This is a genomic window from Flavobacterium sp. AK-345, from assembly GCF_058310175.1.
This window is the reverse complement of sequence record NZ_JBZEER010000001.1, coordinates 93,396-116,224: the sequence shown is the minus strand read 5'-3', so window position 1 is coordinate 116,224 and position 22,829 is coordinate 93,396. Positions and strand designations below refer to the sequence as shown.

The following is a 22,829-nucleotide window of genomic DNA, read 5'->3' as shown; positions in this document are numbered from 1 at the left end:
TTTTTTTTACAAATTTTCATCTATCATTCGATAATGAATTCCACTTTTGGAGTAATCAATATAGTACCAATCATATTCTAATATTTTAAGAATCACTCTGTTTGTTAAGGATAGATATGCATCTGAAAGTTTTTTTATTCTTTCTCTATCTTCTATTTTATCAAAATTTATATTTTGATGAGCCATAAGATTTCTAGCTATTAATGCTCTATTTTCTATGGAATCCTTATCAAAATTAATTGATATATGATTAAAGAAAATTTTCATTTTTTCACCAATCGTAAAATTGTATGGATTTTTTAACTTATTAATTAAAGAGTTCTTAAAATCAAAACCTTCTAGTTTCTTTTCCAATGAATTTAATTCATCCATAATTAAATTTGCATACTCTTTCTTTTCTTTCTTTGTATATTTTTTAAGCAAGTCGTTACTTTCAAGATATGAGTCAATTAAAGATTCTAGTCCTGATGACATAATAGGTAAATTTACTCCTAAGGGCTGACTTTGACTTATCCATAATTTCCATAAACATTCCGATAATGATATGCTTTGATATTGAGTAACAAAATTCATAAAGAGTCTATTAATTATCTTTTCAAAAAAATCTCTATCAAGTCCATTTTTTAAAGGAATTGGGTTAATATTTCCATTTTTAAAAATCTTCTTTGACCAAGGATTATTTGATTTACTAGTTTTTAATTCATAATTGTAATTAAAAGTACTACTACCAATCTTTTGCAAATGCGAACCTAATATAAATGACAAATATTCCGATACAATTTTTCTAAAATCATTTGATGGATAATTAACTGTCGGGTTTCTATACTCAATTAAAATACCATCTACGCTATTTGGTAAAAAATCTTTATGAACCTGCTGAATAATTATTTTCTCTTCAATATAATACAATATTGAAAAATCCCAAGAACTTTTATACCCTCTTTTAAAGTCATCATTTAACTCTATATAATTATCAAAATTATCTCTAAACTTAAATTGTTCTTTATTATTATTTCTTCTAGTTATATTATTAAAAAGAATCCTTGGAACTGAACAAAGAAAATAATCACATATAATATCCGGTAATTTGTCATCTTCACACAGAATTTCAATACTTTCAATATAAATTTGACATTCAAACTGAATAAAAATTTGATTCTTTTCCTTAAATGGAATTTCTGAAGTATGAGAAATTCCAAAACCTTTAATTAAATATTCTTTACCTTCTGATTTAACATTTAAAGTTTCTCCATAAATAAACCCTACGGACTTAATCACCTCATTTTCTTTATACTCGAGATCATCTTTATTGGATGTCACACCATTCAAAACACCTTTAAGGCAATAAAAATCATCTCTAAAAATTTCCAAAGTCGATTCATATGGTATATTATAATGATTTGTAACTGATTTAATTTCAGTAACTGTTATTGGAAACAGAATACCTTCCCAATCAAATTTTTGATAGTTAAGTTTTACTTCTTTCATTTAAATTAATTATTGGAAAAATGTCATAAGTACAGCATTAATTAAAAAGCAAATTATATCTTCTTCTCCATCACATAATCTTCCATCAAATAGCCATTTCCAATTTCAATATTTACTTCATCAATAACCTCAAAACCTATTTTTTTATAAAAACCTAAAGCCGAATTAAATCGGTTTACATTTAATAATAACGTTTTTGAATTATTTTTTAAGGCTAATATTCCAATTTCATCAATCACTTTTTTACCAATTCCTTTTCCTTGAGTTTCTGGTAAAAGATATATTTTATGAATTTTGGTTACAGCTTCTCCGTTATAATTATGTTCAATTCCGATAAATCCTATATTATCAGTTTGATCTTCATAAATCATATAAAATAATTGTTCTTTTTTATTGTATTGAAGAGCTAAAGCTTCATCAGAATAAAAAAGATCCAACATATAATCTAATTGTTCATTAGATAAAATTTCACCGTAAGTAATTGGCCATGTTATATGTACTATATTCTGAATTTGTTTAATATCACTTATAGTTGCTTCTGTAATTGTAATCATATTATATTAAAATACTTTTATTATTTGGTGAAAATTTGATTTTCCTGTTCGCTTACGCGGATGAAAGTCGTTCGTTTTGTTAATTCTTTCAATCTTGAAGCGCCAACATAAGTGCAGGTACTTCTTAATCCGCCTAAAATGTCTAAAACTGTATTTATGACTTTTCCTCTAAAAGGAACTTTAACTGTTTTTCCTTCACTTGCTCTGTATTCTGCTACTCCGCCAACATGTTTGTCCATTGCGGTTGTTGAGCTCATTCCGTAAAATTGTTTAAACTTTTCGCCATTAATTTCGATCAATTCACCTCCGCTTTCTGTATGTCCGGCCAACATTCCGCCCAGCATTACAAAATCGGATCCTGCTCCAAAAGCTTTGGCTACATCGCCCGGTGTACTGCAACCGCCGTCGCTTATAATATGTCCGCCTAAACCGTGAGCAGCATCGGCACATTCTATAATTGCGGAAAGCTGAGGATATCCAACGCCGGTTTTTACACGTGTTGTACAAACAGAACCGGGGCCAATTCCTACTTTTACGATATCGGCTCCAGCCAAAAGTAATTCTTCGACCATTTCTCCGGTAACGACATTTCCTGCAATAATAACTTTATCAGGATACTGTTTTCTGGTTTGTTTTAAAAACTGAACAAAATGTTCTGAATATCCGTTTGCTACATCTATGCAAATAAATTTAAGCAAAGGATTTTCTGTAATGATCTGACCAATTTTAGCAAAATCCTCTTTTCCGGTTCCGGTGCTAATGGCGATATAATCATAGAAATCCGGTGTAACTTTCGATAAAAAAGTCTTCCATTCTTCTGGTGAATAATGTTTGTGAATGGCAGTAAAAAGTTTTTCTTTCGCCAAAACTTCTGCCATTTCAAAGGTTCCCACTGTATCCATATTCGCTGCCATAATCGGAATTCCTGTCCAATTTGTGGTGCTGTGCAAAAATTTAAAATTTCGTTCTAAAGAGACTTCAGATCTGCTTTTTAGTGTTGATCTTTTTGGACGAATCATTACATCTTTAAATCCTAATTTGAGATCAGTTTCTATTCTCATGAGTTTGGAGTTTGGTTACTTTCAAATATAGCGATTTTAGAATTCAGATTTTAGATTTTAGATTGCTAAACTTTGCGCTTTATTTGGAACGAAAATGGCACGCGGATGACGCAGGTTCGCTAAAGCGAAGACGCGGATTTATGCGGATTTTTTATTTTAGAAATTTCGCAGAGATACACTAAGTGTCTCAGAGATTCACAAAGTTTCTTCAATTTTGGAATTTGGAATTTAAAAAATTGGAGTTTTAATAAATTTATCCATGAATCGTTTCGCCTTTTCCGTAGTTGGTAATGATCGATTCTTCATAAGCTAACCATTCTCTCCAACGTTTTTCTACGTCAATTCCAACGCCATATTTTCTTGCATATGTGATGAATGTAACGTAATGTCCGGCTTCACTTTCCATTAAATCTCTGTAGAAAACGGCCAATTCTTCGTCCTGAATATTTTCAGATAAAACTTTGAAACGTTCGCAGCTTCTGGCTTCGATCATGGCTGAGAATAATAATCTTTCTACAAGACCGGAAACTCGGCTTCCGTCGCCGCTTTTTTTCATATACAAATACAATTCATTTACATAATCGTCTTTGCGTTCACGTCCTAGTTTTAATCCTCTTTTGATGATGATATTGTGAACCTGCTCAAAATGATCAATTTCTTCTTTGGCCAAAGCCAATAAATCTTTAACCAAATCCTGATGTTCAGAGTTATTGGTAATAATGGTTATAGCGTTTGTTGCTGCTTTTTGCTCGCACCAAGCGTGATCTGTCAGGATTTCTTCAATGTTTTTTTCTACAATATTTACCCATCTTGGGTCTGTTGGCAATTGTAATCTTAATACGCCCATAATATTTTTGTTTATTTTGTTTCAAGTTTTCTTTGTTTCAAGTTCTTTTAGGAACGAAAAAAGTTTAAAGTTTTGTTTACGTATTTATTACGCGTCACAAAACTTTAAACTTGAAACCTGAAACTTGAAACAATTAAGTTTCAACCTTTTTAATTAGTATACGAAAATCGGTCTTTCGCTCATCATTTCGTTTACTTCGTTTGCTACTTCTTCGATAACTGCTTCGTTTGTGTGGTCAGCAAGTACTCTGTCGATTAAAGCTACGATAGTTTCCATATCTTCTTCAACTAAACCACGAGTTGTGATTGCAGCTGTTCCTACACGAATTCCAGACGTGATAAATGGTGATTTATCATCAAACGGAACCATGTTTTTATTTACTGTGATTTCTGCTTTTACTAATGCGTTTTCAGCTTCTTTACCAGAAATATTTTTATTTCTTAAATCAATAAGCATCATGTGATTATCAGTTCCGCCAGAAATAATTTTGTATCCTCTTTTTACGAAAGCATCTGCCATTGCATTTGCATTTTTTTGCAATTGCATAGCGTATGTAAAGAACTCATCTTTAAGCGCTTCACCAAAAGCAACCGCTTTAGCTGCAATGATGTGCATTAAAGGTCCGCCTTGATTTCCAGGAAAAACAGCAAGATCTAATAAAGATGACATCATTCTGATTTCTCCTTTTGGAGTTTTTAATCCTTGTGGGTTTTCGAAATCTTTCCCCATCAAGATCAAACCTCCACGTGGTCCACGCAACGTTTTGTGTGTTGTTGTAGAAACAATATGACAATGTGGAATTGGATCGTTCATTAATCCTTTTGCAATTAAACCTGCTGGGTGAGAAATATCAGCAAATAAGATTGCTCCTACGCTGTCAGCAATTTTTCTGAAACGCTCAAAATCCATATCACGAGAATAAGCAGAAGCTCCTGCGATAATTAATTTTGGTTGTTCTTTTGTTGCAATTTCCTGAATTTTATCATAATCTAAACGACCAGTTTCTGCATCTACGCCGTAAAAAACCGGACGGTACAAACGACCTGAAAAGTTTACCGGAGAACCGTGAGTTAAGTGACCACCGTGAGATAAATCGAAACCTAAAATAGTATCACCAGGGTTTAAACAAGCATGATAAACTGCAGTATTTGCCTGAGAACCTGAGTGAGGCTGTACGTTTGCATATTCAGCACCAAATAATTCTTTAGCTCTGTCTATTGCAATTTGCTCAATAACGTCAACTACTTCGCAACCGCCGTAGTATCTTTTGCCAGGATATCCCTCAGCATATTTATTAGTTAAAACAGAACCAGCTGCTTCCATTACTTCGTCACTTACAAAATTCTCCGAAGCAATTAGTTCTAATCCGTGAATTTGTCTGTCTTGTTCCTCTAGTATAAGGTCAAAAATTTGTTCGTCGCGTTGCATTTTTTCGTTTTTCGTTAATTTCCTGCAAAAATACAAAAAAACGTTTGTCAAACTGTTAGATTATGATATATTTGACATAGAATTTTTCAACAAATAATTAACATTCACATGCCAATAACCGCCAACGATACCAAAAGAAAATCATGGTTAGAAGTGCCAGAAAATAGTGACTTCCCTATTCAAAATATTCCTTTCGGTGTATTTCTTACCAAAGAAAATGTCGTTACAGTAGGAACTAGAATTGGCGATTACGCTATAGATTTAGGGGCTTTACAACAATTAAACTATTTTGAAGGAATAGATTTAACCGATGATATGTTCATGCAGGACACGCTAAATGATTTTATTTCTGATGGAAAAAAAACATGGCGTTTGGTTCGAAACCGTATCGCTGAAATTTTCGACGAAACAAATCCAAAACTTAGGGATTCAACAAAAGACAGAGATATTGTTATTTTTAAAATCGACGATGTCGAGATGCAATTGCCTGTTTTAATTGGTGATTATACTGATTTTTACTCCAGTAAAGAACATGCTACAAACGTAGGTAAAATGTTCCGTGATCCTGAAAATGCATTGTTGCCAAACTGGTTACACATTCCTGTAGGATACCACGGAAGAAGTTCAACTATTGTTCCGTCTGGAATTCCGGTTCACAGACCAATGGGACAAACTTTGCCTGCAGGCGAAAAATATCCTGTTTTTGGCCCGTCTCGTTTAGTAGATTTTGAATTGGAAACGGCTTTTATTACAACTGACGTCAATATAATGGGAGAAAACATCCCAACTTATGAAACTGAAGATTATATTTTCGGAATGGTTTTATTGAATGACTGGAGCGCGCGCGATATCCAGAAATGGGAATATGTGCCTCTTGGACCATTTTTAGCTAAAAACTTCGCGACGTCAATTTCTCCGTGGATTGTTACTATGGATGCTTTGGAACCTTTTAGAACTAAAGGACCAAAACAAGATCCGTCGCCGCTTCCTTATTTACAAACTAAAGGAAAAAAAGCTTTTGATATTCATTTAGAAGTTTCAATACAACCTGAAGATCAGGAAGAAACTGTTGTTTCTAAATCAAATTTTAAATATTTATACTGGTCTATGGCACAGCAATTGGCGCATCATACTTCAAACGGATGTCGTGTAAATTCTGGCGATATGATGGGTTCAGGAACTATTTCTGGTCCAACTCCGGATAGTTTTGGTTCAATGTTAGAATTAACCTGGGGCGGAAAAAATCCACTTAAATTAAAAGATGGTAGCGAACGTAAATTTATCGAAGATAATGATACGGTAATCATTAGAGGTTTCTGCGAAAATGCCGAAGTTAGAATTGGTTTTGGTGAAGTTTGCAGTCAACTATTGCCTCCTTTTATCAGACCTTGAAGAGCAGATAAAAAATCTGAAGAAATATAAAAATAGAAAAACCTTGGTTCTCACCAAGGTTTTTCTATTTTTATACAAGAAAGAGTTATTTACTCCAAAAGAACCTTCACCCAAACTAAACGATGATCTGAACTTGATTCACGTTTTTCAACCAATTCTGACATTGGTTCAACTTTTGCAGGCCAGAACACACCGCTGTTGATAACCTTAAAACCAAATTTAGAAGGTAACACATAATCAGCGCGCATTCTCCAAAAGGCTGTATGATTAACTCCAAAAGCATTTTCAGGACTGTATTCAGCACCGCCTTTACTGGCAGGTGTAAACTCGCTATTAATTTTCGGATGAGCAAGTAATGACTTTATACCTTCAGTAATAGCGTTACCTTCAACCGGCGAAGCATTTTGATCACCCATTATAACAAATTGAGAATTCGCAGGCAAACCGCCTTTTACGCCTCTATCATCATAAATGTACGAAGCAGAATTGTCTGAAATATAGTCTCTCCAAAATCTGATTTCATCATGATTTCTTTTCCCATTACGATCTTCAGCACCATCAAAAGAAGGAGGAGTGGGATGGCTGGCTAAAATATGAACGGTTTTTTTGTTAATCTTAACAGGAACGTCCCAGTGAGATTTGGAAGATAATGGAAAAAGCTCCCATGCCTCCTTGCTATACCAATCCGATCCATCCGGCTTTTTAATAAGCAATGCCCCCGGCATATCTTTCCATTTGAAATTTTGAAAAGTGCGGACTGCCTTAACATCAATAGGATATTTTGACAAAAGCATCATCGCATATTGACCTGGATACATACCAAATCCCCAGGCATCATTTCCGAAATTTTCCAACTTTCCGTCATTATTCAAATCGTAAGGACTTGACTGACCGGTATTCACGGTTGAGTAATAGTAATACGGATAATCAATAGCCTTTGCTCCGCCTTGACTCACTTTTAAATAGTTTTTAATAAATGCCTTTACACCAAGTTTAGGATTTTTAATGTAGTCAAACTCGTTTAGCAGAATAACATCCGGTCTTACGGTCTGAATAATCTGGGCGATATTTCTGATTTGAACATTATTTCCCGAATGAAGCTGATTGATCAATACTTGTTCTGAGTTTCCCTTTGTACCTCTTGGAAAATAATTCTCGGATTCCATACTCACATTATAGGTAGCAAATGTAAGTTCTTTTTGTGGAGCAGTCTGTGGAAAAAGAGTTCCTGCAGAAAGCATGGAAAAGATAAAAAATATTTTATTCATAAAAAAAATTGAATCTGCATTTCTGCATTTATTGAATACACGAATATAAGAATGTTGTTGGGACGTTCGCCAGCCTGTATGTTAAGTATATGTCAATAAAAAGGCTGTCAATAAAAGTGACAACCCAAATAATATTAAGAAAGATTATTTTTCCTTCCGGTTAAAAACGGGGAGTTATTGAATAAATTTAAACTTAAAAAACTTAGTGTCTTTGTGCTTTAGGGAGCAAAAAATTAAGCAGGAATCTGCTGACTCAAACAATGCAAAGTCCCGAATCCCCAAATGAAATCGATACAGCTAATTCCGATTACTTCTCTATCCGGAAAACATTCTGAAAGTATATTTAAAGCCACACGATCGTTGCTGTCGTTAAAAGTTGGCACTAAAACGCAATTATTCAGAATTAAAAAATTAGCATAACTTGCCGGTAATCTTAGATCTTCAAAATCAACACGTTTTGGCATTGGCAATGCTACAATTGTTGGCGATTTTCCGTCTTCTAATTTTGCATTTTGCAAACGTTTCAGATTATCTTGTAAAGGCTTGTAATTAGCGTCGTTTTTATCAGTTTCAACAATAGTGACAATTGTATCTTCGTTTACAAATCGGCATAAATCGTCGATATGTCCGTGAGTATCATCACCTTCTATTCCATCTCCCAACCAAATTACGTTTGTAACTCCAAGATATTCTTTAAAAACAGCTTCGTAATCTTCTTTGGTAAAGTTTTTATTTCTAACCTGAATTGAGGGATGCATCAAACATTCTTCAGAAGTTAATAATGTTCCTCTTCCATTTACATCAATTGCACCACCTTCAACAATAACCGGTTTTCCTTTATACATTACTTGTGTAAGCGGAACTTCAATAAAATCAGCAATTTTACTCGGAACAAATTTATCTAACTGGTAATTTTTATATTTCGCCCAACCATTAAAATTGAAATTTAATGCTTCTCTTTTCGAACCATTTTTTACAACAATTGGTCCGGAATCACGCATCCAACTTCTGTTTGTTTTATGAATGATATACGAAATGTTTACAAGGTTTACACGAGCACTTTCAAGCATTCCTACTACTTTCTCTTTTAATTTTTCATCGGCTACGACCAAAAAAACGGTTTCAAAAGTGGCTACTTTTTTAATAAATTCTACAAAAGCCCATTGAACTGCTTCATATTTTCCCGGCCAATCATTTCCGTTATGCGGAAAACACAATACAATTCCTTGTTGTTTTTCCCATTCTGCCGGAAATCTTCTATTATTTGTGGTCATAAAAAAGTTTCTAAATTAAAGAGTACAAAGATAATCATTCATAAGGATTATAAAATAGCTTAAAAGACTTCAAATCTATATTTGTAGCATTATCGTCTAAAAATTAAGTTAAAGATTAAATAATGAAGCCTTAATATACACGCTACAATCGCTAATTACTTTTGGCAAAACTAAAAACTAAAGTAATATGAAAAAAGTAAGTCTTTCATTATTAGCATTAATAACCATTTTTGCAAGCTGTAATAATGACGAGAATTCTAACAACGAAGAACCTGAAGTTGTTGTAAATGAAAATCCTGCAACCTTTAAAGAAATTGGTTCTATAACGATTGGCGGAGAAGCTGCTGCAGAAATTTCGGCTTATGATGAAAAAACGAAAAGATTATTTACGGTAAACAATAGCGGAACAAATCAAATTGATGTAATTGATATCACTGATCCGACAAAACCAGTTAAGATTGGCAAAATTGATTTAACTACTTATGAAGGTGCATCAAATAGTGTTGCTGTTTATGACGGAAAACTGGCTGTTGCTCTGGAATCAACAGCTAACAAACAAGGAAACGGGAAAGTAGTTGTTTTTAATACATCAGATTATAGCTTGATTAAACAAGTTACCGTTGGTGCTTTGCCTGATATGATTACTTTTTCGCCAGATGGAAAATATATCATGACTGCTAATGAAGGTGAACCAAATACTGATTATTCTCAGGATCCAAACGGAACTATTTCTATTATTGATGTAGCTAATAATTATACTGTTACAACTCTCGATTTTGCTTCTTTTGGCGGTCAGGTCGAAACTTTGAAAAAAGATGGATTTAGAATTTCAAAAGTTGCCAAAAGTTTTGCTCAGGATATTGAACCGGAATATGTAACGATCTCTGATGATTCTAAAACGGCATGGGTAACCCTGCAGGAAAATAATGGTGTTGCAAAAGTTGATTTAACTTCAAAAACTATAACAGCAATTTATCCTTTAGGGTTTAAAGATTTTAATACGGCTGATAATGCAATTGATGTAAGCGATAAAGATGATAAAGTTGCTTTTAATCCGTGGAAAGTAAAAGGTATGTTTATGCCGGATGCTATTAGTCATTTTTCTGCAAACAATACTCCTTATTTTGTTACTGCAAATGAAGGTGATGCGAGAGAATATACGGCAAATACAGATATTAAGAGAATGAAAGACATGACATTAGACGCTACTGTTTTTCCTGATGCTGCTACTTTAAAATTAGAAACTAATTTAGGAAGATTGAACCTTATTGCCGATATGGGCGATACTGACGGAGATGGAGACCTAGATGAAATGGTTACTTTTGGTGCACGTTCTTTTACAATATGGAATGGAAATACCGGGAAAATCGTTTATGACAGTAAAAATGATGTTGATAAAAAAACGAATGAACTGGGAACTTATGATGATAAACGTAGTGATGATAAAGGCTCTGAACCAGAAGCTGTTGTTGTTGCTAAAATGGGAAATCAAAATATATTGTTTGTTGGCCTTGAAAGATCAGATGCTTTTATGACTTATGATGTTACCAATCCTGCATCGCCACAATATTTGCAAACTGTAAAAACTGGTGATGCACCAGAAGGAGTTTTATTTATTCCTGCTTCAAAAAGTCCAACTAAAAGAAGTTTACTTGTTGTAAGTAGCGAAGGTGATGGAACTATTAAAATTTATCAGCCTGATTTAAAGTAAATTTATACTTAGTTAATAAAAAAAAGCGGACAAAATACTTTGTTCGCTTTTGCTTTTCCCCTGTTTTTAGATTTATTTAACATATTCTCACAAAAACAAATTAAAAGGTGGAAATTATATAATATTGACATTAAATATATAGAAGCTGATTTTGAAATTCATATTCTAAGTTTGTGGTGAGTTTAGAAATACCTCACCAAAACAAATTTAAAATTAAACGAATCATGAAAAAGAAATTAGCTTCCATATCAATTTTACTATTATCATTTGCGGCTGGAGCTCAAAATGTGGCAACAACATCTAATCAACCTTCTGTTGAAATACCTGCATATAACAAATGGTCTATTGAATTGAATGGCGGTGTAAACAAACCAATAAGAGCAATGACTTATGGCTATTCCACCGCAACACTTAACCCTTTCCACGCAGATCTGGGGGTAAGATATATGTTTAGTCCAACTTTTGGTGTAAAACTAGATGTAGGATATGATCAATTCCAGGAACGCGATGATACACCAGAATTTGAAAGCAGATATGTCCGCACGAGTTTACAAGGTGTTATCAACATTAGCAGAGCTCTAAATTTTGAAACCTGGACAAATACAATTGGTATATTAGCACATGGTGGTGTTGGTGTTGCACAAATAAGCACTGAAACCGGATATGGTGGACAAGATTACATGGGACATGGGATTTTGGGCTTAACAGGACAAATCAAATTAAGTAACAGAGTTGCCTTAACAGGAGATTTTACAGGAATTGTAAATGCAAGACAAAACTGGAACTTTGATGGAATGAGAGAATCAAGAACAGGATCATTAGATGGTATATTACTAAATGCATCTGTTGGTTTGACTTTTTACTTAGGTAAAAATGAAAAACATGCTGACTGGTATGCGGAAGAAAATGACAGATTAAATAAATTAGAAGACAGAGTTGGTCTTATCGAAAATGGACTGTTAGATACTGACAAAGATGGGGTTGCTGATTTATACGATTTAGAACCAAATAGTATTACTGGTGTTGCTGTAAATACAAAAGGACAATCTATCGATACCAACCAAAATGGTGTTCCTGATGAATTAGAAAGCTATTTAGACAAAACTTATGCTAAAAAAGGCGATAATAATCTAACAAACAATACTGTAGAAGAATTAATTAACGGTGGATACGTAAATGTATACTTCGACTTTAACTCTTCTAAACCAACGAATGCGTCTTTATCTGGTGTTGATTTCTTAGTTAAATATTTAAAAAACAATCCAGGAAAAACAGCAGATATTATTGGATATGCTGATGAGATTGGAAATTCAAGTTACAATACCGAATTATCAAGAAAAAGAGCTGAAGCCGTGAAAAAAGTGGCAACAAATGCCGGAATCGATGCTTCGAGACTTAATGTAATCGCTAATGGTGAAGATACTTCTGTGAATAAAAATTCTAAAGAAGCACGTCAAATCGTTAGAAGAGTTACTTTCCAAGTGAAATAATAAATCAGAATCTATATTAATTTCAAAAAAGGCGGTTTCAACTATTTGAAACCGCCTTTTTCTTTGCAAAGAAAAAGGACAAAATTTTCATTTTGTCCTTTTTTTATTTATCTAAAACATATTATTTATCTATCGCTCTTTTTGTAATATCCCCAAAAGCATCAATTCTTCTGTCTCTAAAAAATGGCCAGTTTTGACGAACATTTTCCTGTAAATCCAAATCAACTTCTGCAATTAGGATTTCTTCTTTATCGTGAGAAGCCTGAGCTAAAATTTCTCCTTGAGGACCAGCTATAAATGAAGCTCCCCAAAACTGAATTCCGTCAGTTCCATCAATATATTGCTCCAGACCAATTCGGTTTGCAGCGGCAACGAAAACTCCGTTTGCAACAGCATGACCTTTCATTACGTTCATCCATGCGCCATATTGATTTTCTCCGTATTGTTCTTTTTCTTTTGGATGCCATCCAATTGCTGTTGGATAAAATAAAACTTCTGCTCCTTTTAAAGCTGTAATACGAGCTGCTTCAGGATACCATTGATCCCAGCAAATTAGTGTTCCGATTTTTCCTTTTTTGGTTTCAATTGCCTGAAAACCTAAATCTCCCGGAGTAAAATAGAATTTTTCATAAAAATGCGGATCGTCCGGAATGTGCATTTTACGGTATAAACCAGCTTCTGTTCCGTCTGTATCTATAATATAAGCACTGTTGTGGTAAATTCCAGCCATTCTTTTTTCGAAGAAAGGAACAATAATTACAACTCCTAATTCTTTTGCCAATTCGCTAAAAGCAATAAATGAAGTACTGTAAAGTGGTTCTGCCAATGCAAAATTGTCTACATCTTCGCTTTGGCAAAAATAATGACTGCTATATAATTCAGGTAATAAGATCACTTCAGCACCTTTATTGGCTGCATCTTTTACCCAGCTGATACATTTTTTAAGATTATTTTCGGCTACGTCGTTAAGATTCAACTGAACAACGGCTATTTTATATTTTCTTTTCGGCATGACATAAAATTTTAGAAGTGCAAAAATAGTAATTTTTAGAGGAATGACAAAGGGAGTTAATACGGTCTTATGAAAACTAAACCTCTCTTATAGCCCCGATAGCAGCGGTATCCTTTTTCTGTCCGCCGCGGCGGACAGAAAAAGATATAGCGAATAGCGGAACTGATGTTCTTTTGAAAACAATTCTTCTGCTTCAAAAAAATAAAAAACCGTTCTATAAAATGAATTATAAAACGGTTTTAAAATATTAATTTATTAAAATAAATTATTCAATAACAACTGTTGTTGAAATGTATTCTGTTTCTGATTTGGCAAGTCTTAAATAAAAAGTTCCTTTAGTTTGTGGAGTAATTTTATAGACTGTTACTCTTCTTTCAGGAGTTGTTTTTGCGCAAGTGGCTATAGGATACTGAGCTTCTACCTGATAAACCAGAACTTTATTATATTCTACTTCTACTAATTGGTGAAATTCTCCACAACCATTTTCCGACGTAAACTCTATATCATAACTAAGTTCCTGACCTACTTTTCCAGTTGTAGGACCTACAACAGATGTCGCGTAAGCTGTTTTATAAATAACTTTTGGATCTTCAGCTGTGTCATTATCACTGCTGCATGAAGTTAACACAGTTACGAATAACATTATAAGTGCAATGGATTGTAATTTAAAATTTTTCATAGGGTGATTGTTTATTCTTATTTTTTACATAGATACTAATAAGTTGTTTTGGTTGCTTGAAAAAATTGTTAAAATTGAATTTTTAAAAATAATCAACAACATATCAACGTTTTATATCATCAATTATTTTGCCACTTCTTTCTTTTTAAATATCATTTTAAAAAGATTTACAAATCCTAAAACTACAAATCCTAACGCCAGACCAATTACAAATTCTTTTAAAATGGAAGGCAGTTTAATTGTAGGTACTATATGATGGAAGAATGGAATATAATGAACGAAGATACCTCCGGCAACTAAAAGTAATGCAATTGTACCAATTACGGTTAAACTTTTAATAACCAATGGAAGCGCTTTTACCAATATATTACCTATAAATTTTGAGATACTTTTTTCTTTTTTACTAAATTTAATAAGTTTATAACCCGCTTCATCCATTCTTACAATCAGAGCAACAATACCGTAAACTCCAACTGTTGCAATTACGGCAATTATTGATGTTACCACTATTTGTTGCATCAAAGGCTCATCGATTACTGTTCCTAAAGCGATAATTACAATTTCGACAGATAATATAAAATCGGTTACAATTGCTGACTTTATTTTACCTTTTTCAACAACCAGGATTTCTTCTTCTGTTAAAACTTCCTCTGTTATTCCTTCTGATTCTTCGTGCTTGTGGGGAAAAATAAATTCGTATATTTTTTCTGCTCCTTCATATGCCAGAAATAATCCTCCAAGTACAAGGATTACAATGATTGCAACAGGCAAAAAGGCACTTAATAAAAAGGCAATTGGTAAAATGATAATTTTGTTAAGAAGTGAACCTTTACTAATTGCCCACAATACCGGAAGCTCTCTTGATGATGCAAATCCTGAAGCTTTTTCGGCATTTACAGCTAGGTCATCGCCCAAGATACCTGCCGTTTTTTTTGCTGCAATTTTGCTCATTACTGCAACATCATCCATAATTGCTGCAATATCATCTAATAGTACGAAAAAACCTGATGCCATTTTATTTTTATTTTTTGCGAATTTAATACTTTTAAATTAATTAACTCCTACAAATTAATGACTGCATTGTCCTAAAAGTACCCAAATAATAATAAATACAAAAATAGTTCCGAAGCATCCGCCTCCTAATTTTTTTGCGCCGTAACCTGCCAATAATCCTCTAAATAAGTTATTCATAACGTTTGATTTTAAGTTATAGTAAATATCAGAATTCAAAAAGAAAATTATTTTATATGAATTTTAAAAAAAGTTTCATGATTCACGGATTTTATTATGAACAAAAAAACACCAGCCTGGCTGATGTTTTTGTTTAAATCAAAATCATTCAAAAATTTAATTTGTTGAAACGCTATTACCTGTATTTATCAAAGTTGCTTTATCTATAATCCCCTGTCCTGTAGGTGAGGCAGGTGGGTTTTGATCTTGCAATTGGATATATTTTCCTGAAGATGGAGAAATATTTAAGATTCTATTTAAAATCAAATTTATCTGAGAACTTGGAAGTGCATTATTATTAAAATTAAGACTTCCTTGTCTGGCGTAAACTGAAGATAATAATGGTAAATCAATAGAACTAAGAATAGGGTTACTACTAAAATAAATTCCCTTTACATTAGTTAACATTGGTAAGGAAATAGATGTTAAAGATGAATTCCCCACAATATCATTATCAAATCCGTGTATCGTTTTTAAAACAGGAATTAAAATTGAAGTAAGTTTTTCGTTATTACCTATTCTAAAATCATTATAAACTTCAGTAAGACTGTTTAAATTTATGGCTGCTAATTTTAAATTATCGCTTATATTTAATTCTATTAAATTTTTTATTACACTTAAATTTAAGGTTGTCAAATTTGTTGTCCCATTAACATAAACATTTTCTGTATTTTGTCCAAATTCAGCCGCTATTTTGGCTGCTGCCTGCTCATCTGTAATATCACCTGTAATTACTATACTCGTTTTCCCTTTATTTTGGCTACTTCCCGCGTATAATGCATATGGCACACTCAAAAGCTGACTTGTACCACTAATGCTATAATTGCTTCCTCCTGCCGGGTCAATTTCAGTTTTTATAAAATGTGATCCTGCACCCCAATCTATGGCTGCAAAAGTTCCCGTAACTGGTGTTCCGCCGCCTATTTCTATTGTTGCTAATCCGTTATTGTTAGTGGTTGTAGTTTGTGTTTCTACATAAGAGGCCGTACCGCTTGCCGAACCTAATAAAATGCTGCTTTTTATACTTACTAAAGTATTTATAACCAATGATCCGTCTGTTTTACGAATAACAGATTGGTAACTCATTTTTTGCGGAGCCTGTGCAAATAAAATTGTAAAAGAACTTAATAATAGTAATGCGAGAGTAATTTTTTTCATGTTTTTCTGCTGATTAAAATGTTATTTTTTTATAATCTTAAAAGTTTTGATTGTTTTGTTGCTACTATTTACTGCCAGAAAATAAATTCCCTGATTTAATCGCTGCATAGGAACAGTTGTTTCAGAGGTTATAATGGGTGAATTTTTGGAGACTGTTTTTCCATTTATATCAAATAAATTATAAGATAGATTATCCCATTTATCTGTTGTTACCACTAAATTAAGCACATCAACAGTAGGATTTGGATATGCAGTCAGGGCAAGATTGATTCCGGTAAATTCCTCATTTCCCAATGTAGTTATTTCATAAGGCTGCTGAATACCCTGCACAACATATTGATCTGTACCTGTTAAGCTTGTATAGACAATTTGCCCTATCGAATAACTCGATGTTCCTCCCGTACCTTCGGCACTTCCTCCGGCAACTACTACACTTTCTTGCGAATAACTATTGGTAGTAAACGAAATACTGGCAATAAATAAAATAAAAAAAGTTTGTTGGTTTCTTTTCATATAATTGGATTAATAGTTACTTATTTCCTCCAAATATATATTAATTTCTTACGGAAAATATTGTTACGATATAAAGAATCATAAAAAATACGCAAAAAAAACACCAATCTTTACGACTGGTGTTTTTCATTATCTTTTAACAAAAAAATTACTCAACAGACTGTGTTTGATTTCTAAAAACCAATTTACCATCAAAGGCGTCAATTAAAATAATACTGTCTGTTGTAATATTTCCCGCGAGAATTTCTTTCGATAACTGATTCAAAACTTCTCTTTGGATAACACGTTTGACCGGTCTCGCACCAAATTCAGGATCAAAACCTTTGTCTGAAAGATATTTGATTCCCTCTGGTGTTGCGTCCATTGTAATGCCTTGTAAAGCCAGCATTTTGCTAACGCTCTTCAATTGTAAACTCACAATTCTTGAAATATTATCAACTGTTAACGGCGTAAACATTACGATTTCGTCGATACGGTTTATAAATTCCGGACGAACAGTTTGTTTTAATAATCCCAAAACTTCCACTTTTGCAGCTTCGGTTGCAGCTTCAACACTTCCTTTTAGATTTTCAAATTTTTCTTGTATAATCTGACTTCCTATGTTAGATGTCATGATGATAATCGTGTTTTTAAAATCGGCCAAACGACCTTTGTTGTCTGTCAATCGGCCTTCATCTAAAACCTGCAATAAAATATTGAAAGTATCAGGATGTGCTTTTTCTATTTCGTCTAATAAAATCACTGAATATGGTTTTCTACGAACAGCTTCTGTCAACTGTCCACCTTCATCATAACCCACATATCCCGGAGGCGCACCAACTAAACGGCTCACACTGTGACGTTCCTGGTATTCGCTCATATCAATACGTGTCATAGCATTTTCATCATCAAAAAGATATTCTGCCAATGCTTTTGCCAATTCGGTTTTACCAACTCCGGTTGTTCCTAAAAATAAGAATGTTCCAACTGGTTTTTTCATATCCTGCAATCCGGCGCGACTTCTGCGAACGGCGTCACTAACGGCTTCAATTGCTTCTTCCTGACCTACGACTCTTCTGTGCAATTCTTCTTCCAGATGAAGCAGCTTTTCTCTCTCTGTCTGAAGCATTTTCATTACCGGAATTCCTGTCCATTTTGCAACAACTTCGGCAATATCTTCGCGCGTAACTTCTTCTTTAATTAATGAATTACCAGATTGATATTCCTGTAATTGTTTTTGTAAAACATCAAGGCGCTCTTGTGCCTCTTTTATTTTTCCGTAACGAATTTCGGCTACTTTTCCGTAATCTCCATCACGTTCTGCACGTTCTGCTTCATATTTAAAATCTTCAATTTCTAATTTTACAGCCTGAATTCCGTCTACAACATCTTTTTCAGATTTCCATTTCGTATAAATTTCGTTGCGTTCTTCTTTCAAGTTAGCCAAATCCATGTGAAGAATTTTCAGTTTGCTTTCTTCTTTTTCACGTTTAATGGCTTCAATTTCAATTTCTAACTGCATGATTTTACGATCTAAAACATCCAGTTCTTCTGGTTTTGAATTGATTTCCATACGCAATTTAGAAGCTGCTTCATCCATCAAATCGATTGCTTTATCCGGTAAAAAACGATTGGTAATATAACGCTGTGAAAGTTCTACGGCTGCAATAATCGCCTCATCTTTAATCTGAACTTTATGATGTGTTTCGTATTTTTCCTTGATTCCACGTAAAATTGAAATCGCGCTTTCCGTATCCGGTTCATCAACCAAAACCTTTTGAAAACGACGCTCTAAAGCTTTATCTTTCTCAAAATATTTTTGATATTCATCTAAAGTCGTAGCTCCAATCGCTCTTAATTCTCCTCGTGCCAAAGCCGGCTTTAAGATATTAGCCGCATCCATAGCGCCTTCACCTCCACCCGCGCCTACAAGCGTGTGAATCTCATCAATAAATAAAACTATATCACCCTCGGCAGCAGTAACTTCTTTTACAACTGATTTTAAACGTTCTTCAAATTCTCCTTTGTATTTTGCACCTGCAATAAGCGCTCCCATATCTAGTGAGAAAACAATTTTGTTTTTTAAGTTTTCAGGCACGTCGCCATCTACAATTCTGTGCGCCAAACCTTCTGCAATAGCAGTTTTACCAACTCCGGGTTCACCCACTAACATTGGGTTATTTTTTGTTCTTCGGGTAAGAATTTGCAATACACGGCGAATTTCTTCGTCACGCCCAATAACGGGATCCAGTTTTCCTGTTTTTGCTAATTCGTTTAGGTTTTTAGCATATTTATTTAAGGCATTATAGGTTTCTTCTGCTGATGCTGAAGTTACTCTTTCGCCTTTTCTAAGTTCTTCTATTGTAGCTTTTAAGGCTTTTCCGGTAACGCCCTGATCTTTTAAAATTTGGGCTACTTTACTTTTCGAATCGAAAATTGCCAGAATTAAATGTTCGATCGAAACATATTCATCGTTCATTTTTTGCGCGATAATTTCAGCTTCATTCAAAGCTTTATTGGCGTCTCTGGAAAGCATGATATCTCCTCCTGAAACTTTTGGAAAACTCTGAATTGTTGAATCTAAAATTTGCAAAAACAAAGGCACATTTACGTTGAGCTTCTTCAAAATAAAAGGCGCTACATTTTCATCGACTTCAAAAATAGCCTTAAAAATGTGTTCGTTTTCTATTTGTTGCTGCCCGTTGCGTTGTGCGAGTTGCTGTGAAAGCTGAATGGCTTCCTGCGATTTAGTTGTAAATTTATTTATGTTCATATTTTTTACGATTTAGGATTGACTTTTTTATTTTTGATATTCGATTAAATTAAAATTAGAATTTATTGCATTAAGTTTTAAACTTTAAATAAGCTAACTTTGCTTCTATATTTCAAAATACATTCCATACTAAAATTACAGACAAAATGGCGTTTAAAACAGCTTTTTAGCTAATTATTAACGTCAAAAAGTCATAAAACAAGTCAAATATGAGTTTTTTAAATTCAATCTTCGGAAATTCAGAGAATACAGATTCTCCTAAAAGCAATGTGAACTGGACAGAATTGACTGATGTATTACAGTTACAGGAAATTGAAGCTATTTCTAACGAAAAGCCGGTTGTTATTTTCAAACATAGCACAAGATGCAGTATTAGCCGAATGGCTTTAAAACAATTTGAACGTGAATTTGAATTAAATGATACAGTTGATGCTTACTTTCTTGATTTAATTGCACACCGTGATATTTCGAATGAAATTGCACAAAAATTTAATGTATATCACGAATCGCCTCAATTGATTTTAATCAAAAACGGAAAAGCTGTTTATGATGTTTCACACAGCGATATTGATGCAGAAGCATTGAAAAGTAAGGTTTAATATTAAACTTAAACTTTTCACCATTAAGATATTAAGAAAAATTAAGCTCATACATAATGAACCTTAATGTCTTAATGGTAAAAAAAATGTTAATGGTAAAACAATTAAAAACTTCCGTCTGAGCCTCCTCCGCTAAAACCTCCCCCTCCAAATTCCATTGGAGATTCTGTTTTTACTTCTGGTTTTAAACCGAAAGTCGACGCTACAATTAAAGCTTCGGCATTCAATAAAGCATTTGAATTATTAATTCTGTCCGGTTTAAAAGTCACTCCAACTTCATTATTTTTTAATTTTCTTATTGAAAAATAAGCTATCGTAAATAAAACCATTCCGCCTAGTGTGAGCGCTACTTCTATTGGCAAAACAGAATGATAGAATCGTATTGTATAAATTGAAAAAGCGATAGCTAAAAAACTAATCCAAAGCATAATTCTGTCTTTGGTTCTTAAAGCTTGTACCAAATAAACAGCCGGAACAATAAATGTAAAAGCATAGAAGAAATAAGAAAACGGAATATCCTGTCCGGGAAGAACTTCAGTTCCCAAAAGTTCTGCAGAAAGTTCTCTTACTACCAAATAATTACAAGAAAGATAAAACAAAATTAAACAGAAAGTGTTTGACCACAAAAGACCTTTATAGTAATAACTTTCAGTTAGTTTATTGATTAATTTTTTAGTAAAAAAATAAAAACCTGTTGCAAATAACATAGCAACAAATGGCAGTATGGCTTTTCCGATGGCACCAAACTCAAACATTCCGTAAAATAAAAGTGTAGAAACAGCAATACAGAAAATAAGCATTGACACTAAATGCAAATATCTTTTATACATCATAAATGAAGCTATTGCAACAAAAAAAGCAATTACTATTTCATAGCCTTCAGTCGTAATACCAATAGCAAATCCTACATTTAAGAGAGCTCCTAAAATAAAAGCATCATCTAAACCATGTTCATAATAATTTTGATTTGCCAGAAACTCTGCGACAGCAAAACCAACTACAGCAAAAATATAGCAGCAAATTTCAAAAAAAATTCTCTCGCCGCTTAAACCCACTAATGAAATTACACCGCAAATTGAAATGTATAAAAATGCTCCTAAAAGAAAGAATCCTAATCGCACCAAAATATTACTTTGCCTTTTAAAAGCCGGTAATTCTTTTTTGATTAAATCTTTTTGTTCTTTACTAATAAAACCGGCCGATTGTAAAGATTTTGCCTCTTCGACAAGACTCAAATTATCTAATAAATTTTTATCGTATACTATCATGCTGCAATTTCTTTATTGAAATTTTTAATTAGTTTAATAAACAATATTATAGAACCAATAAAATATATTGGAAGTGCTATAATAATAAATATCCATAAATCTCGAAAATCCATAAATTCTAAAACTCTGAAAATGAATATATTTATCCCGATGTAAGCGTAAATAATCATAAAGACATATAACGAAATTGCCTTATATTCATAGCTGATTTTATAGAAATAATAAGAAGACCCGGCCAAAGCAATCACAAAAAACAACCAGACTATATCTTCAAAATAATTGATCAGACTACTAATTGCTGCAATGCTTATAATATGCAAAGCAAAAGTTAGATAAATAATATTGAAATGTGTTTTTAACTGGATTCTTGAACTATAAACTGTCCATAAAATCAGTAACACGCCTAACATTATTGCGGAATAGCTTAAAGTTTGATCTTCATAAAAATTAATGTTTTTTAATAAATCCTGAGGTGTTACCGAAAGCCCGATATAAGCTGCCAAACCAGTTATTGCAATGGCTAAAACGCTTTTGTTATCAAAATAATAAGCACAGGAAAAACTGACTATTGTTGGTATTAAAGTTGCCAGACCATAATGCGTACCAAACGCCTCATATTGAAACTGTAGATATCCTATAAAAATACAAGTCAAAATATTGCCAGCCAAAACCAAATATTCTAAAACAGGATTTTCGAAAACTGTTTCTGCTTTTTGAAATCCTTTTGAATTTTTAAAACAGTAATAAAAGCAAACGCAAATGAGTATAAAGAGAATAGAAAGAATGGCGATATGCCCAATACTGTCAATATTTTTATAAATTAAAACTCCAATTCCCGAAGTAAAAAGTAAAACAGATAAATAAAGAAAAAACTTTAATTCGGCATTAAGCGAAAAAATATTCAGACCTCGATAAGTTGTAATTTCCTGATATTGATTTTCAGTAATTAAATTTTTATCTAAAAGTTTTTGTGTTGCCTGCTCTTCAAATTTTATCATAATATAAATTTAAGATAACTAATTATTCAAATGTATGTATTTCGCCTGAATTTTTCTATTTAAAATTGAGAACTGATTTATTCAAAAAAAATGCGCCAGAAACTACT

General features: G+C 33.1%; 20 protein-coding genes. 4 read left to right on the top strand and 16 right to left on the bottom strand.

Features of this window, described 5'->3' with window-relative positions:
- Positions 1–6 precede the first annotated feature (6 nt).
- From AC4FQ3_RS00520 to glyA, 5 genes are all read right to left on the bottom strand, one after another.
- Positions 7–1,488, bottom strand: a complete 1,482-nt coding sequence (locus AC4FQ3_RS00520; protein ID WP_491180455.1) for a hypothetical protein — start codon at positions 1,486–1,488, stop codon at positions 7–9.
- 53 nt (positions 1,489–1,541) lie between these two features.
- Positions 1,542–2,042 carry a GNAT family N-acetyltransferase gene (locus AC4FQ3_RS00515; RefSeq protein WP_491180454.1) on the bottom strand — a complete coding sequence of 167 codons (501 nt, stop codon included), beginning with the start codon at positions 2,040–2,042 and terminating at the stop codon, positions 1,542–1,544.
- A gap of 20 nt (positions 2,043–2,062) precedes the next feature.
- Entirely contained in the window at positions 2,063–3,103 is a 1,041-nt protein-coding gene (locus AC4FQ3_RS00510; RefSeq protein WP_042564408.1) for a GMP reductase, read from the bottom strand.
- 253 nt (positions 3,104–3,356) lie between these two features.
- A complete protein-coding gene (locus AC4FQ3_RS00505; RefSeq protein WP_073393768.1) occupies positions 3,357–3,950 on the bottom strand; it encodes a MiaE family protein in 594 nt (197 codons plus the stop codon).
- A 153-nt stretch (positions 3,951–4,103) separates the two neighbouring features.
- The gene (gene glyA, locus AC4FQ3_RS00500) at positions 4,104–5,378 is read right to left on the bottom strand and encodes a serine hydroxymethyltransferase (RefSeq protein ID WP_073393767.1); all 1,275 of its coding nucleotides are present in this window, start codon (positions 5,376–5,378) and stop codon (positions 4,104–4,106) included.
- A 108-nt stretch (positions 5,379–5,486) separates the two neighbouring features.
- Between glyA and fahA the strand changes: the two genes are divergently transcribed.
- Positions 5,487–6,770: a fumarylacetoacetase gene (gene fahA / locus AC4FQ3_RS00495; RefSeq protein WP_491180453.1), complete on the top strand. Its 1,284-nt coding sequence runs from the start codon at positions 5,487–5,489 to the stop codon at positions 6,768–6,770.
- 89 nt (positions 6,771–6,859) lie between these two features.
- On the opposite strand, the gene AC4FQ3_RS00490 is transcribed toward fahA, so the two are convergent.
- Both AC4FQ3_RS00490 and AC4FQ3_RS00485 read right to left on the bottom strand, forming a co-directional pair.
- Complete coding sequence (locus AC4FQ3_RS00490; protein WP_491180452.1) at positions 6,860–8,038, bottom strand: endonuclease/exonuclease/phosphatase family protein; 1,179 nt, start codon at positions 8,036–8,038, stop codon at positions 6,860–6,862.
- 233 nt (positions 8,039–8,271) lie between these two features.
- Positions 8,272–9,312 carry an agmatine deiminase family protein gene (locus AC4FQ3_RS00485; protein ID WP_491180451.1) on the bottom strand — a complete coding sequence of 347 codons (1,041 nt, stop codon included), beginning with the start codon at positions 9,310–9,312 and terminating at the stop codon, positions 8,272–8,274.
- 187 nt (positions 9,313–9,499) lie between these two features.
- Here AC4FQ3_RS00485 and AC4FQ3_RS00480 point away from each other — a divergent pair, with 187 nt between their 5' ends.
- Complete coding sequence (locus tag AC4FQ3_RS00480) at positions 9,500–11,023, top strand: choice-of-anchor I family protein (RefSeq protein ID WP_491180450.1); 1,524 nt, start codon at positions 9,500–9,502, stop codon at positions 11,021–11,023.
- 224 nt (positions 11,024–11,247) lie between these two features.
- Positions 11,248–12,513, top strand: a complete 1,266-nt coding sequence (locus AC4FQ3_RS00475) for an OmpA family protein (protein ID WP_491180449.1) — start codon at positions 11,248–11,250, stop codon at positions 12,511–12,513.
- A gap of 121 nt (positions 12,514–12,634) precedes the next feature.
- On the opposite strand, the gene AC4FQ3_RS00470 is transcribed toward AC4FQ3_RS00475, so the two are convergent.
- The 7 genes from AC4FQ3_RS00470 to clpB all read right to left on the bottom strand — a co-directional run bounded on the left by AC4FQ3_RS00470 (position 12,635) and on the right by clpB (position 19,857).
- Positions 12,635–13,525 (bottom strand): carbon-nitrogen hydrolase, encoded by an 891-nt coding sequence (locus AC4FQ3_RS00470; RefSeq protein ID WP_042564399.1) that lies wholly within the window; start codon positions 13,523–13,525, stop codon positions 12,635–12,637.
- Between the two features lie 265 nt (positions 13,526–13,790).
- Positions 13,791–14,204 (bottom strand): hypothetical protein, encoded by a 414-nt coding sequence (locus tag AC4FQ3_RS00465; RefSeq protein ID WP_042564398.1) that lies wholly within the window; start codon positions 14,202–14,204, stop codon positions 13,791–13,793.
- A gap of 123 nt (positions 14,205–14,327) precedes the next feature.
- On the bottom strand, positions 14,328–15,218 hold the full coding sequence (locus AC4FQ3_RS00460; protein WP_491180448.1) for a DUF808 domain-containing protein: 891 nt from the start codon (positions 15,216–15,218) through the stop codon (positions 14,328–14,330).
- A 54-nt stretch (positions 15,219–15,272) separates the two neighbouring features.
- On the bottom strand, positions 15,273–15,395 hold the full coding sequence (locus tag AC4FQ3_RS00455) for a hypothetical protein (protein ID WP_042564396.1): 123 nt from the start codon (positions 15,393–15,395) through the stop codon (positions 15,273–15,275).
- Between the two features lie 156 nt (positions 15,396–15,551).
- Positions 15,552–16,592 carry a DUF8740 domain-containing protein gene (locus tag AC4FQ3_RS00450; RefSeq protein WP_491180447.1) on the bottom strand — a complete coding sequence of 347 codons (1,041 nt, stop codon included), beginning with the start codon at positions 16,590–16,592 and terminating at the stop codon, positions 15,552–15,554.
- Between the two features lie 21 nt (positions 16,593–16,613).
- Positions 16,614–17,105 carry a T9SS type A sorting domain-containing protein gene (locus tag AC4FQ3_RS00445; protein WP_491180446.1) on the bottom strand — a complete coding sequence of 164 codons (492 nt, stop codon included), beginning with the start codon at positions 17,103–17,105 and terminating at the stop codon, positions 16,614–16,616.
- Between the two features lie 148 nt (positions 17,106–17,253).
- The gene (gene clpB / locus AC4FQ3_RS00440; protein ID WP_491180445.1) at positions 17,254–19,857 is read right to left on the bottom strand and encodes an ATP-dependent chaperone ClpB; all 2,604 of its coding nucleotides are present in this window, start codon (positions 19,855–19,857) and stop codon (positions 17,254–17,256) included.
- Between the two features lie 209 nt (positions 19,858–20,066).
- Here clpB and ytxJ point away from each other — a divergent pair, with 209 nt between their 5' ends.
- Positions 20,067–20,456 carry a bacillithiol system redox-active protein YtxJ gene (gene ytxJ / locus AC4FQ3_RS00435; RefSeq protein WP_042564394.1) on the top strand — a complete coding sequence of 130 codons (390 nt, stop codon included), beginning with the start codon at positions 20,067–20,069 and terminating at the stop codon, positions 20,454–20,456.
- 104 nt (positions 20,457–20,560) lie between these two features.
- On the opposite strand, the gene AC4FQ3_RS00430 is transcribed toward ytxJ, so the two are convergent.
- Together AC4FQ3_RS00430 and AC4FQ3_RS00425 are read right to left on the bottom strand one after the other, a co-directional pair.
- On the bottom strand, positions 20,561–21,724 hold the full coding sequence (locus tag AC4FQ3_RS00430) for a hypothetical protein (protein ID WP_491180444.1): 1,164 nt from the start codon (positions 21,722–21,724) through the stop codon (positions 20,561–20,563).
- Positions 21,721–22,722 (bottom strand): DUF2157 domain-containing protein, encoded by a 1,002-nt coding sequence (locus tag AC4FQ3_RS00425; RefSeq protein WP_491180443.1) that lies wholly within the window; start codon positions 22,720–22,722, stop codon positions 21,721–21,723. The genes AC4FQ3_RS00430 and AC4FQ3_RS00425 overlap by 4 nt, the downstream gene beginning before the upstream one ends.
- Positions 22,723–22,829 lie beyond the last annotated feature (107 nt).